Consider the following 14,064-nt stretch of genomic DNA (forward strand, 5'->3'; position numbering starts at 1 on the left):
CGTCTCAGACTCCAAGATCGAGAAGTGCCTTGGCGTCCTCTGGCGGCAGATTGAGCGATTTCACTGCGGAAGTCCAAGTCGTAGGAGCTGTCGAAAGCACCGGCTTTCCGGCCTCCGCCTTAAACGCGGGTACCAATCTGCGGTCAAAACTGCCTCGGAACAGTGTCGATAGCAGCGACTCAGGCGCTTCAAAGGCCACGGCGAGTCTAGACAGCAGTTTCCTCGGAGCACGTACATTTCCGACGAGGATGCCTGACACTAGAGGAGCGGTAGCAGGTTGAAGCCCAAGCGTGGAAACCAGCTTACGTATCGCTGCCCCCTTGCAATTCGAGACCCTTGACTCGAGAGAGGTGAGCAGCTTCTGCATCGCAATTCCGTGGACCGCGCATAGCACAGTCAGTTCGGAGACTGACTTTTCATACTCTTTCGCGGTCGACCGAAGGCGAACAGCGTGGCCCGGCTCCAATCGAACCATTACCTGCTCTGTACTCGAGTCGTGCCACTGATGTAGTTCCTGATCAAGCATCTGGAACAGCGAAGTCGGGCTCGCATAGAGTGACCTGGCAACGAAGTCTTCAAATCCGAAAACAATAAATCTACGGCACACCTCAGCAAAGCTTGTCGCTTCTGAGGAAGCTATCGAGTTGAAATGCTCCTTAAGGCTCAACGGTAATGTGGTTCCGAGAGTCTGTTGTCTCACCTTTGATAGAGAGCGTTCAGACGAGGTAGAGGTTTCTCCACCCAGTTCAGATCTAGTTCCGCCAGCGTTCATTCGAACGATCTCTCGTGACTCAGCGACGGACGTGAGAAAGGAGGCGAGGTCCACGAGGGCCAGCCGAATAGCTTCGTTTGGAGATGTAGCCGCCACTTGACGTTTCCCAATGCCGGCAATTTCGTAGGAGACAGATACACGTCCTTCGGGCTGCTGCTCTAGTAGGGCTGTCCGAAAAATGTTAGATAATGTGTCTGGGAGCAGGGACAAGAGCATTCGCCCTTGATCAAGGTCCACCGGGTTGAGCGTGGTTCGCATTGGCGCCCTCCATGGCTGAGGGGCGTATACGAGCCCCTTAATGTCATTGTAGACTTATATCAAGAATGTATCAATCTCAAGGAGGATTTATGACTTTGCCGATGCTGGCTGAGGCCGTCAGGGCAGTCGTTGCAGCGTGGGAGCAGGGGACCACCTTTGGCCAACGAACGAACGCGCTGGCTAGCCCTGGCGAGCTCGGTGCCGCCCTCGGTAAGTCCATCGAAGAAGAGCTAATGAGCGCGGGCGAGGACCCGAGCGCAGTTCGTCAGGAAGTTATCTCGGCACCCTTCGTTCTGCTCGCTGGAGTGTTCACACCTGCGGAATTGCCCGATACGCCGGAATGGTTCACGCCGGTTCCGGACACCGGCGGCACCCAATCGGGACGCGTTGCGGCACTTGCTGTCCATGGTTTCCTTGGCATGGAGACGGTGTCATATGGGTCGGAAAACAGCGGTGAACTGTTCGTCAACCTGACGGCTATTCCTGGCGAGGGTAAATTCTCCCGTAAGTCGCAGGGTAGACTGCGTGGGCATACAGACGCGGTGAGCTTCCCGTTTAACGGGGAAACTGACGCTTCCAATTCGCGAATCGCACCTTCGCCGGACCTAGTGACGTTGGTAGGGCTGCGAAATCCGAAGGCCGTGCCGACGACGGTGATGGTGCTTGAGGAGGCCTTGGCCAAGCTGTCTCCAGAGGACGTCCATGAATTGAAACAGGATCAGTTCTCCATCGGATCGCAGGCCACTTTTCTTGAAGGCATGCGCGACATCCTGGGGGACGTGCACATCGCGATTGACGAGCCGGTTCTCAAGGATGCGCCCATCGGGACGATCGTTCGATTCAGCCATTCCAACGTGTCCCCGACTGAGCCCGGCGGGACAGCAGAGACGGCCGCTGAGAATTTCGCGAAGGCTTGCGGTGAAGTCGCCAAGCCCGTGGCCGTCGGCCCCGGCGACGTCGTGCTCGTCAGTAACCGCCTGTGCCTGCACGGCCGTGGCGAGGTGGGTGACGATACGGGCGGGCATTCAAGATGGCTGCTGCGGACCTACGCTTTGGATACATCGCAGCTGGATGACAGCCAGCGACACCTTGGCGACCGGCCTTCGCATGTGCTTTTCCCGTAGGCCAATGTCGTCCTGATGAATCCGCTGGGGTGCGGCCTTGCTGTTTGAAGGGTGACCGAAACGTACTATCAGAGAACGGATCCTGTAACTTCGGCCAGCACTACGCCGCCAATACAGATCCGAACTGTCAGGCGCCCGATGCGCGCGGATCGTCGACGTTATTTCTCCGAATCGGCCCACAGCATCGAGCGCAATGACCGCTTGGTGTCACACAGCGTGAGCCCGTCCACCGAAGATCACCGACAGCAATCACTGCGAAGCAACCACTTGCAAAATAGCGGCGAAACCTGGCTTGGGTCGATAACGGCTGTTGAGATCGTTTCCGTCGAACAGATCGAGTAAGCTCCCTGCGAGGCGTGGAGGCGTGGGCTGTCATTTCTATGCATTCCCTCTTGGCCCCTAAAAATTCCCGGACTCAATGACATTCCAATACTAGCGCCGGAATTCTGCCGGAGCTGGATATGTGCTTTGTGCGATCATGTGAGCGCTGATGTGATGTATCTCTCTCTTGATCGTCCGTGATTCTGTGATATCCTTCCCATGCTTGATTTGGCTCTTAATCCGTAGGTCGAGTGTTCGAGCCACTCACAGCCCACCATGGAATTCAAGCACGAGGCCAACCCTTCCGGGTTGGCCTTTTTGCTTTCTGCCGCTCATCATCTATGTGGCTTTTCTGAAACAAATTGTTTGATCATGAGAATGAGTTGCATTAAGATGCGTCGCAACGACTTCCGTCTCAAACTATTGTCCGAAAGGTCTCATGCGCACATACCTAACCGCTGTCAACGCGGCCATCCTGGGGGCCTTTGGCCTGAATTGCTCCGCCTATGCCCAGCAAGCGCCTGACGCTGCGCCTGTGCAGGAGATGAGCGCGGTGACCGTAGTCGGGACGGTGGATGCGCTGCAAAGCCTGGACTTCCTGTCTCCCGGTTCGAATTTCACGATCAGCCAGGATGCCATCCAGGAAAAGGGCGCGCGCAGGCTGGACCAGGCTTTGCAGTACCAGGCCGGTATCGTCAGCGAACCGTTCGGCGGCGACAACAAGGTGGACTGGTTCAAGATCCGCGGCTTCGACGCTTCGACATCGCTGGACGGCACCCCCACGACGCCCAACGGCTTTTTCGTCTGGAAACCCGAGATCTTTGGCGTCGAGTCGGTGGAAGTGGTGAAAGGCGCCGACTCGAGCATTTTTGGCGCATCGGCGGTCGGTGGCGTGGTCAACCTGGTTACCAAGCGGCCGCACAAGGAAGAAGCCTTGAGCCTGGGCGCCGAGGTCGGCACCAACAACCGGCGTGGCCTCAGCGTCGACTACAACGGTATCGCCAATGAAAGCGGATCCGTGTATTACCGCATCGTCGGGGTGGCCCGCGAGGAAGACGGACAGCAGCGTCACACCGACATGCAGACCTTCTATCTTGCGCCCAGCGTCACGATGGATTTCAGCGACCGTACTTCCCTGACGCTGCTGACCAGCATCCAGCGTGAGAACGGCACGCCGACCAACGGTTTCATGCCCGCCTATGGCTCCCTCATCGATACGCCCTACGGCCACATCGGTCGCACCACCAACCTGGGCGAGCCGTATTCCGATTATCTGCGGCGCACGCAGGTCAGCGCGGGCTGGCTGTTCCGCCACGAATTCGCCGATGGTTGGGAGTTCACGCAGAACTACAAGTTCACGCGCCTGGACATAGACCAGCAGAACACGTTTGCCTACGGTTCGGATGGCAACCGCCAGGCCTTGCGTGGATACAGCTATACCAATGGCGACACCAACAACAACTACATCGACAACCGCATCAAGGGCAAGATCAACTGGGGCAAGGTCGAGTGGATACCCACGGTCGGCTTCGACTACCTGCATTCCAAGACGGACGGGGACAACAATGGTTTCGGCTTCGTTCCCAATATCGACATGTTCAACCCCGTCTATGGTCAGCCTTTTGACGTCAGCGGGACGCCCTATAACCAGAAGACGCGGCAGCTTGGCGCATATTTCAATTCGCAAGTGAAAGTGGGGAGCAACTGGCTCTTCACCGGCGGCATCCGTCACGACAAGGCCGAGGGTGACAGCTTGTCCTCCGGCACGAATGCCGATTACGACGTCAGCCACAACAGCCGTAACTTCGGCGCCATGTATATCAGCGACTATGGCGTCTCGCCTTATTTCAACTACACCGAATCGTTCCAGCCGGTGGCGGGCTCGGATGGTTATGGCCGGGGCTACAAGCCGTATGAAGGCAAGCAACGGGAAGTGGGCCTGAAGTTCAATCCGGATTGGCTCAACGGCACGGCGACCCTGGCGTATTTCGACCTGGAAGAGAAAAATGCCCTGGCCGCGGATTCAAGCAACATCCAGACCCAGATCGGCAAGCGCAAGAACCAGGGTATCGAGCTGTCCACGGACCTGCGCATCGGCAAGGCGACCAACTTGAAGCTGGCCTATACGCACAACCATGCGCATCAGGACATCAGTTCCGACCAGACGGTGCGTGTGCCCTTGATCCCGAAGAACCAGTTCAGTGCGTGGGTCAGCCACCGCCTGGCCTTGCCCAGCTCGCAAGCTTTGACGCTGGCGGCCGGCATTCGCTATAACGGCTCCACCGTGGATGAAACCTACTACCCGGACGAAAAGATCGGCAGCTACACGCTGGTGGACCTGATGGGCTTGTACGAGATCAACCGCAACTGGTCGGTGCAGCTCAACGTCCGCAACCTGACAGACAAGAACTACATCAGCGGTTGCGACTTCTATTGCTACTACGGCCGCGGCCGTACGGTGGATATGCAGGTCAAGTACCAGTTCTAAGCCCGGTTCTAACCCACGTGGCCGCCCTGCCGCAATACGGCCTCGAATAGCGCGACCCCCAGCGGCAGCACGGCTTCATCGAAGTCGAAACTGGGGTGATGATGAACATGCCGCAGGGGCGAGCCCAGTCCGATATAGACTGCCTGGCCACCGCGTTGCTGTACCGCGGCCATCATGGCGGCGGCGTCATCGCTGCCCTTGAAGTCCGCCGAAGCGCGAATGTGCGTAATGCCCGCCACCGAGGCCGCGGCCTGGGCGACCTGTTCGGCCAGTGCCTCATCGCTGCTGGCCGCACCGCATGCGCCGGCCACGCGGGTGGACAGTTGCACGCCATGCATACGGGCGGCGCCATCGAGCACGTCCATCGCCCGCTCATGCAGGGTATCCAGCACGGCGCTGCTGTCCGCCCTGATTTCCGCCGCGAGCGTGGCATGCGCCGCCACCGCGTTACGGGCCTCCCCGCCCGACAACAGGCCGACGTTGACGCGCGTTTCTCCATCGCCATGACGCGGTAATGCGTGCAGGTTCTGCGTGGCCACGCAGGCGGCCAGCAAGGCATTGCGGCCGACCTGCGGCGAAATCGCCGCGTGGGCGCTGACGCCCTGGAACGTGGCATCCAGCTTCAGGCTGGCGAGGATATTGCGGTAGCCCGCGACGATCTCGCCCAGGCGCAGCGCCTGCACGCCGATGTGACAGCCAAAGAAAACGTCGACACCATCCATGACGCCGGCGGCGACCATGGCGGCGGCGCCGCGCAGGCCTTCCTCGGCCGGCTGGAAGACCAGGCGGATCTCGCCACGAATGGCGTCGCGCTGTTCGGCCAGCAGGCGGGCCAGGGCCAGGCCGATGGCGGTATGGCCATCGTGCCCGCAGTTGTGATGGATGCCGTCGTTGATGGAGGCGTATCCGTCGCGCATGGGCGGGTGCCCGGCATCACGGTCTTCGCCGCAGGTATTGGCGTCCATGTCGAAGCGCAAGGCGGCGACCGGTCCCGGCGTGCCGCGTAGCACGCCGACCACGCCGGTATGCCCGTCCCGCATGGCCGCCAGCACGTCTGGATCGATCCCCAGGCTGGCGGCGCGCGCTTCGTGGCGTTGCAGTTCGGCGGTCGGCGGTACGCCCAGGCGGCTGGCGGTGTCCGTGACGGCGCGGCCATGGCGTACTTCCCACCCCAGTGCACGCAGGGTGGCGACGACCTTGGCGGCGGTCCGGTATTCGCACCAGCCTGGCTCGGCGTGACGGTGCAGGTCGCGCCGGGTGGCGACGACCTGCTGCGCAAGCGGCAGGGACAGCTCGGCCGTCAATGAATCGTTCGTCAACGTAGCGGCCCTTATTGTGTCGGCCGCTATCAGGTCAACCGCGGTCGGGTTCGGGTCAACCGTCAACGGACGGCCGTTGGTTTGAATAGTTTGCATGGCAATGCCTCGCGCAAGAGCGTGTCAGTCGGATTCGATCTTCGCGGCACGCACGAGCTTGCCGTACTTGACGACCTCGCTGGCCTGGAAGGTCGCCGGATCCAGGCCCGGCGCGGCCACTTCGCCGCCCGACTCGGCCATCTTCGCCCGGAAAACGGGGGCCTGTAGCGATGCGGCCAATGCTTCGCGCAAGGTCTTGACGATGGGCGCGGGCAGGCCGGCGGGGCCGTACAGCGCGAACCATACGTTGATGTCGACGCTTTCGAAGCCGGGCGTTTCGGCCAAGGCGGGGATGTCGGGGGCGACCGGCGACCGCTTCTTCTCCGTCACGCCCAGCGCCACCAGCTTGCCGGCCTGCACTTGGGGCAGGCCGGAGGACAGGACCAGCATGCCGAAGGACAATTGGCCGCTCATCAAGTCGGTGACCAGCGGCGCTACGCCGCGATAGGGCACGTGCGAGGCCTGCGTTTGTGTGGCCTGGTTGACCATTTCACCGGCCAGGTGCAGCGTGGTGCCGACGCCGGAAGAGCCGAAGTTGTAGCGGCCGGCCGGCGCCCCGCGCAGCTTGGTCAGGTACTCGGCCGCCGATTTGACGCCGGCGCTGGGCGACGCGGCCAGCAGCATCGGCTGGGTGGCAATGATGCCCAAGGGCGTGAAGTCCTTGCTGCCGTCATAGACGACGGCCTTGTTGATCATGCCGGCGATGACCATCTCGTTGGTCGATCCCAGCAGCAGGGTATAGCCGTCCGCCGGCGCACGCGCCACACGCTGGGCGCCGATGGTGCCGCCGGCCCCGCCCTGGTTCACGACCACCACGTTCTGGCCCAGGCGGTCGCTCAGCTCCTTGGCGATCAGCCGCGCGGTCAGGTCCACGCTGCCGCCGGGGGGGTAGCCCACGATCAGGGAGATGGGATGTTCCGGCCAATTGCCGGTAGTTGCCGCGGTGGCCGTTTCTGCTGCTTGGCTGGACGGGCTGGCCAGCAGCGTCCCTAGCGTCGAAACGATGGCCGCCAAGGCCAGGCGGCGTGAACTTCGGATGATGTCCATGTCAGGCTTCCCTTGTTTATCGCAGTCCGCGCGCTTGACCGGCGGTTGCGTCGTTGGTGTAAGGGAATTCTGTGGCGCAAGGCTATCCGTGCGCGTGCGGCTTCGGCACGATCCGGTGCGGATTCGGCACGGAACTCAAGCAGCCTCGGCGGCGCTCCAGGCGGCTTCGGCCAGTTCGGAAAGGCGCGTGCGTGGCCGGTACAGGCGGACCTCGAAAGTGACTTCGTCGCCGCGGCCGCCCAGCTTGCCAAGGACGCCGCGCGCGCAATCGCCGGCCACCATGGACCAGGGCAGCCACGCGATACCCAGTCCCTTGAGCGCCGCGCCGTGAATCGCGTCCAGCGAGTCGCAGCGGAGAAAAGGACGCAGCGCGTGGGGGCTGCGCTTGAGCCAGTCGCCGAGAATATTGCCCATGGCCAAGCCTTCGGCGCTGGCGATGAGTGGCGGCGGCCGGCGTGCATCGCCCAGGCTGTGACGCGGTTTGCCATGCGCGTCGGTTTGCGACACGGGAACGAGCTTGTCGATGGCGAAGGTCAGGTAACGGTAGCGACCGCTGCCCAGCGATGCCGACCAGGCCGGATGCTCGTAGCAGCAAAGCAGGTCGGCTTCGCCATTCTCCAGCTGCGTCACCATGGTGCTGATCATGCCCGTCGCCAGGTCCACGTGATCGTGGTTGTCGATCACGCGCTGGCGGCACAGGCGGGCGATCCATTCCGTGACCATGGTGCGTGCCAGGCTGCGGCCGGTGGCGATGCGCAGCACCCGCTCGGCGCCTTCGGCGCGGGCGATGCGTTGGCGGACCTGCTCCATCTGCTCGACGGCTTGCGTGGCCGCTTTCAACAACTGCTCGCCCGCCGGCGTCAAGGTGACGGGGGCGCGCTGGTGCAGGATCAGCGGGGTGCCGGCCCAGGCTTCCAGGGCCTTGATGCGGCGGCCGAACGCCGGATGCGTTACGTGGCGCAGGTCCGCCGCGCGCACGAAGCTGCCGGTGCGCGCCAGCGCGATCAAATCCTCGAACAACTTGAGTTCCGTCATCGCCTCGTTCCCCTTGGCTTTCCCGTTGTCTTGCCCATGCAGGCCGTAACTCGTGAGCCGATTTCGTCCATGCCGCCTCGCCCCACGCTCGTCGTCGCGGTGGGCCTTGCTGTAGTCGTGGCGTTCGGACTTTACTTCGTCCTTGGCGTATGCGCGATTTGAGCCGTTCTCCATGCCTCATAGGCGGATGGGCGCAAGCCATAGCGCGCCAGGACGCCTTCGTGCAGACGCCGGAGTTCTTCAACGATCAATGCCTGTACAGCGGATCGCTGTGCCTCGGGGACATGCTCTTCGACGGCTTCCTTGATACGAGCAAGCGGGTCGGTCGTGGGGTGCGTGACGACCCCGTGGATAGTCTGTTTGATGAGGTCGCGCCAGGCCAGGCGCAACGGGTCAGGCTCCGCCAGGTCTTGCTTGATGGCCAGATACTCTTGCGTGGAGCGCTCATAGGCCCAGACATAAAGATCCCGCAGCAGTTCCACCCGGGTCATTTCGTAGACCCCCAGGGTAGCGCGGCTGTAGGCCTGCTCTGGGACATCCAGGAACGTCAACGGGCACAGATTGGCGCGGAACAAGGGCAGGTTGGCGGCCAGTCGCGAAGTGCGCTTGTTGATGTCCGCGAAAGGCTGTAGGTATGGCACGTGCACCATCATGAAAAAGGATTGCTCGAACGGGTCGCGAATCTGCCGAGCCTTGTCCAGGAGCGTGTCCAGCGCATCTTCGATTTGTTGTGGAGCGGAGAGCGGACGATAGACGCTTCTTCCGATGTCGACAGCGTGCTGGCGTATGCGTCCTTCATCCGCTGGGTTGGGCAGCAGGTTTTCCGCCAGGGCGCTGTGCAGATTCATCAAGGTATAGCGGTTGAACTCGGCGCTGGCGATATTCTCGACCAGCAGCTCGATCGCTGTCTTGTGGTTCAGGATCATCTGCGTTTCGATGGCGGCCTTGCCACGGGCGGCTTTGCCGTGTTCGATGAGTTCGCGCGTATCGAGCCGGGAGTAGGTATTGCCCTCCAGGTGGCTCGATGCCCAGGACAGGTCAATCAGCAGACGATTCAGGATGGCGCGGCTGTAGGTGCCAGCTGGGGCATCAATATCCGTCGTTGTTCCCATCTTGTGCAACTGCCGACGCAGCGGCTCGGACAGATACCAAGTCTGATTGGGATGATAGGCATCCAGAAAATCGCCTTGGTAGCCCCACGGGTTTTCGCGCCTGGGCAGGCTGATCGATGTAGGCAAGGATGTCCAGACTGTCGGCGGACAGGGGAATCCCGGGGGAAAACCCATCGATAGTGCGAGAGGTCGTCGCACGTAAGGTTGCGGCAAAGTAGCGGCGGGCCCGGCCTTCGCCTTGCGCGATGAGCTGGCCGTTCCCAAGCAGCTTGGCAATCTGTCGCTGTGCTGTACGTCGGGCTATGTCCGGGTGTGCTTCCAGGATTTCGGCCAGGGACAGTCCATTCGGGGATGTCTGGATGCTCTGTAATAGCGCTGCGGGGAGCGACGAGGACATGGTAGTGGCGCAGGTCTAAAGCGGATGGCGCGATTTTGGCGCAGTTTTTGGAACTGCGCCACTTCGAGATGGCCGTCACAGGCTGTGGATGGGCCCATATGCGGTGTAGTTGCTGCGCCTGCGCGATCAGCCCGGACTCGCTCTATGAATAGAAACAAAATGCCACTTTTCTCCGGCCGCTTTTACAATCTTCGCGCGCCGTCTTCATAGTCTCCACTGTTCGGCCTAGTCCGCGGCGCTGCCCATCGAAGATGGGGTTGGGTTTCCCTGGTACTCCGCTAGCCCTGGCGTGCAGTCGTGGATGCACGCTCCCCTGCCTTGTCGCGCCGATATGAAAACAAAAAATACCCCGGAAGGAAATCGCATCGCCCCGCAGGGTCGTCGCGCTCCCGACTTGTCATTGTCCACGCTGAAACTCACCTTGGTCGCCGCGATCCTGGCGACGGCGGTGCCCATGGCGGCCTACGGGGCGCCGGGCGATATCGTCAGCGGCGGCGGACAGGGAGGTAAAGGCGGCGACTCCAACAACGGCAACGGCGGCGGGGGCGGAGCGGGCGGCCTGGCCGGCGGCGGGGGTGGAGGAGGCGGCGGACAAGGGGGCGTGGCTTCCGGCGCGTCGGTAGACGGCGGCGGGGGCGGCAGCGGCGCGTCGCTGGGCGGGGCGGCCGGCGCCGGCGCCAATGGGGACAATTCCAGCGCCCCGGGTGGCCTAGGGGGCCTCGTCCTGGGCGGCGACGCCAGTTCCGCCGGCGGTGGGGGCGGTGGCGCCGGCGGCACCACCAACGCGGGCGGCGCAGGGGGCAACAGCGTGACGCCGCCCGGCAACGTCAGCGCGGACCTGAACACGGTGCTATCCAGCGCGATTGGCGGGCTGAACGGCGACAACGGCAGTACGGGCCCCTTCGATGCAGCAGGTGGCGGCGGCAGCGGCGGGCAGGGTGGCCTGGTGCTGACCGGGCCGAATGCGATGCTCTCCACCGGCGGCACCTCTGTCTCGGGCGGCAACGGCGGCAATGGGGCCACGGCGGCGATCAGCGGGACCGGCGGCGGCGGTGGCGGCGGCGCCGGCGTGGTGCTGGTGTCGGGGGGGACCATCCAGCATGACGGCTCCGTGATCGTCGGCGGTTCCGGCGGGGCGGGCGGCCTGGGTGCCGATGCGGTCGGCGGCGGTGGCGGCGCGGGCGTGTTTCTGGTCGATGGCGGCACCCTGTTCAACAATGCCGGCACCGTGCAGGGCGGGGCGGGCGGCGATGGCACCAGCGGCGCGGGTGGCCAGGGCGGTGCGGCGGTGCTCGCCAACCGTGGGGCAGTGAATAACGCCGCATTGCTGCGGGGCGGCAACGGCGGTTTTACCGTCGTGACCGTCGCGGGCGCCGGCGGCGATGCCGTCGTCGCCAATGGAACCGCGATTGCCAACGGTGCCGGCGGGCAGATTATCGGTGGCAGGGGCGGTGACGGGTTCAGCTTCACCAACCAGCCCGGCAACGGCGGGGCCGGCGTGCGCTTCATCAATACTGGGGGACTCCTGCAGAACGCCGGGACTATCTCCGGTGGCGCCGCGGGCACGCCGAGTGGCGGCCCCACGGGTGTCGGCGGGACCGGCGTGATCGCCCAGGGCGGCGCCACCGTAACCAACAGCGGCACCATCATCGGCGGCGGGGACGGTTTCAGCGGGGCCCGCGCGAATGCCGTGGAACTGAGCGGCGGCGCCAATCGCCTGACCTTGCTGGCGGGGTCCGCCATCCTGGGCAACGTCGTCAGCACCAGCGGCACGACGCTAGGCGGGGATATCCTGGCCCTGGGCGGCGATACGACCGATGCCAGCACCACCTTCGACGTCGGCCAGGTCGGCTCGACGGGCGCCGTGGTCCAGTACCAGGGCTTCAACAGCTACGAGAAAACGGGCGCCAGCACGTGGACGCTGACCGGCTCCAACGCCGGTGTCACGCCGTGGACGCTGAGCGCCGGCACCCTCGTCGTCGGGGCGGACGCGGCGCTGGGTAACGTCGCCGGCGCCCTGACCCTCAATGGCGGCACGCTGCGCAACACCGCGGCCATCGATACCGCCCGTGCCATCGTGGTGGACGTGGGCGGCGGCGCCCTCGATACGCAGCAGCCCCTGACGCTGCAAGGCATGCTTTCCGGCGGCGGCGCGCTGGCCAAGACAGGTGCCGCCACCCTGACGGTGAACGGCACCAGCACATATACGGGCGCCTTCGCGCTGCAGGCCGGCAAGCTGGTGGTGGGCGACGCCACGCACGCCGGCGCCGTCCTGCCCGGCATCGTCACCGTGGCCAGCGGCGCCACGCTGGGCGGGCAGGGTACGGTCGGCGGCGCCGTGATCGGGGCCGGCGGTATCCTGGCGCCGGGCAACTCCATCGGCACGCTGTACGTCACCGGCGACTTCACCATGGCGCCCGGCGCGGTCTATCAGGTAGAGGTGGATTCTTCGTCCTCGGCCAGCGACCGCATCGTGGTGGGCGGCACGGCGACGCTGGCGGGTTCGGTGGTGCATGTGGGGCCGGACGGCAATTTCAGCCTGGCGCGGGACTACACCATCGTGACCGCGGCAGGGGGCCTGCAAGGCACCTTCAACAGCGTGGCCAGCAACTACGCCTTCCTGGACCCCAAGCTGAGCTATGGCGCGAACGATGCCACCCTGCGGATGCAGTTGAAGCAGGTGCCGGTCGACGGCGGCTCGGGCAACGGCGGCGAAGGGGGCAACGGCAACGGCAATGGCAATGGCAATGGCGACAACGGCGGCAGCGATGGCGCCGGGGGTAGCGATGGGGGCACGCGGCCGATCCGCTACGCCGATGCCGCGGAGACCGGCAATCAGCGCGCCGTCGCCAACGCGGTGCAAAGCATGCCGCAGGACAACGCGGTTTATTCCCGCGTGCTGAATCTTCCGGCGGGCGCGCCGCCGGCGGCCTTCGATGCATTGTCGGGTGAGATCCACTCCAGCACCATCGCCGCGCTGCATGGCGTCGGCAACACGGTAGCGAGCCTGCCGATGGCGCATCTGCGTGCGAATCTGTACGCCGGCCAAACGGCCGGCGAACCAACGGCACAAGCAGGATCGGCGATCCTGGCCGCGACTGCCATGCCGCGTCCGGCCGCGCAGCCGCTATGGGCCGAGATCTTCGGCAACTGGCGCACGCTGGACGGCGACGGCAATGCAGGGCGCCTGCGGCAATCGGACGGCGGCCTGTTCGTGGGCGGCGACCACGCGCTGGGCGCCGGCTGGCGCCTGGGCGGGGCGCTGGGCTACACCGGCAGCCATCTGTCGCTGCGCGACCGTGCCTCCACCGCGGGCGTGGACAGCTACAGCGCCACGCTGTATGGCGGCAAGGCCTTCCAGGCCGGGGCGGGACACATCGAATGGACCGCGGGCGCGGCCTACACCTGGCACGATATCGATACGCGCCGCGATACCTCCGCCGCCGGGCTGGCCGACACGCTGAGGGCCAGTTATCACGCCGGCACCTCACAGGTCTTCACGGAGCTGGGCTACCGCTTGCCGGTGGGCGACCGCATGGCGGTGCAGCCCTTCGCCGGCGCCAATTACAGCGACTTGCGCGTGCGCGGGTTTTCGGAATCCGGCGGCGTGGCGGCACTGAATGGCGAAAGCCAGCGCAGCGCCGTTACCACCACCACCCTGGGACTGCGTGGCGAGCTTCGCTTCGAGTCCGCGGGCATGCCGGGCCGTGTGCATGCCATGGCAGGCTGGCGCCATGCCTTCGGCGACCTGCAACCCTCGGCCACCATGGCGTTCAGCGACAGCGTACCGTTCACGGTGGCCGGGACGCCCATCGCCCAGGACGCGGCCGTCATGGGGCTGGGGATCGACATGCGGGTGACGAAGTCGACGACGCTTGGATTGGCCTATAACGGCCAGTTCGGCGGTGGCAACCGGCAGAATGCGGGAAGCTTGAGTCTGGCCTGGCGCTTCTGAATGCGCTTACGAGTGCTGTTCCATCGCGGTCGTCATGGTCGAAGGCAGCGCTCCATAGCGGTCCTTTCGTGGATTTTCCCCATGGCCGATTTCCTTTGTTACAGTGCGGCACACCACGGTGTCGCGGCTGGCTCTATATT

General features: G+C 64.1%; 7 protein-coding genes. 3 read left to right on the forward strand and 4 right to left on the reverse strand.

Annotated features, from left to right (window positions below; genetic code table 11):
- Positions 1-1,119 precede the first annotated feature (1,119 nt).
- Both C7R54_RS14595 and C7R54_RS14600 read left to right on the forward strand, forming a co-directional pair.
- Complete coding sequence (locus C7R54_RS14595; RefSeq protein ID WP_204524338.1) at positions 1,120-2,154, forward strand: Fe(II)-2OG oxygenase family protein; 1,035 nt, start codon at positions 1,120-1,122, stop codon at positions 2,152-2,154.
- A 760-nt stretch (positions 2,155-2,914) separates the two neighbouring features.
- Positions 2,915-4,963, forward strand: a complete 2,049-nt coding sequence (locus C7R54_RS14600; RefSeq protein ID WP_129151181.1) for a TonB-dependent siderophore receptor — start codon at positions 2,915-2,917, stop codon at positions 4,961-4,963.
- Positions 4,964-4,971: 8 nt separating this feature from the next.
- On the opposite strand, the gene C7R54_RS14605 is transcribed toward C7R54_RS14600, so the two are convergent.
- The 4 genes from C7R54_RS14605 to C7R54_RS14620 form a co-directional block, all read right to left on the reverse strand.
- Positions 4,972-6,378, reverse strand: coding sequence for an amidohydrolase (locus C7R54_RS14605; RefSeq protein WP_129151182.1), 1,407 nt, complete (start codon positions 6,376-6,378; stop codon positions 4,972-4,974).
- A 24-nt stretch (positions 6,379-6,402) separates the two neighbouring features.
- A complete protein-coding gene (locus tag C7R54_RS14610; protein WP_129151183.1) occupies positions 6,403-7,425 on the reverse strand; it encodes a Bug family tripartite tricarboxylate transporter substrate binding protein in 1,023 nt (340 codons plus the stop codon).
- Between the two features lie 135 nt (positions 7,426-7,560).
- Positions 7,561-8,460: a LysR family transcriptional regulator gene (locus tag C7R54_RS14615; protein WP_129151184.1), complete on the reverse strand. Its 900-nt coding sequence runs from the start codon at positions 8,458-8,460 to the stop codon at positions 7,561-7,563.
- 131 nt (positions 8,461-8,591) lie between these two features.
- Positions 8,592-9,698, reverse strand: a complete 1,107-nt coding sequence (locus tag C7R54_RS14620) for a Fic family protein (protein ID WP_338026171.1) — start codon at positions 9,696-9,698, stop codon at positions 8,592-8,594.
- 671 nt (positions 9,699-10,369) lie between these two features.
- Here C7R54_RS14620 and C7R54_RS14625 point away from each other — a divergent pair.
- Positions 10,370-13,924, forward strand: coding sequence for an autotransporter family protein (locus tag C7R54_RS14625; RefSeq protein ID WP_129151185.1), 3,555 nt, complete (start codon positions 10,370-10,372; stop codon positions 13,922-13,924).
- Positions 13,925-14,064: the final 140 nt, after the last annotated feature.

Source organism: Achromobacter aloeverae (assembly GCF_004121055.1).
Classification (GTDB): domain Bacteria; phylum Pseudomonadota; class Gammaproteobacteria; order Burkholderiales; family Burkholderiaceae_B; genus Bordetella_C; species Bordetella_C aloeverae.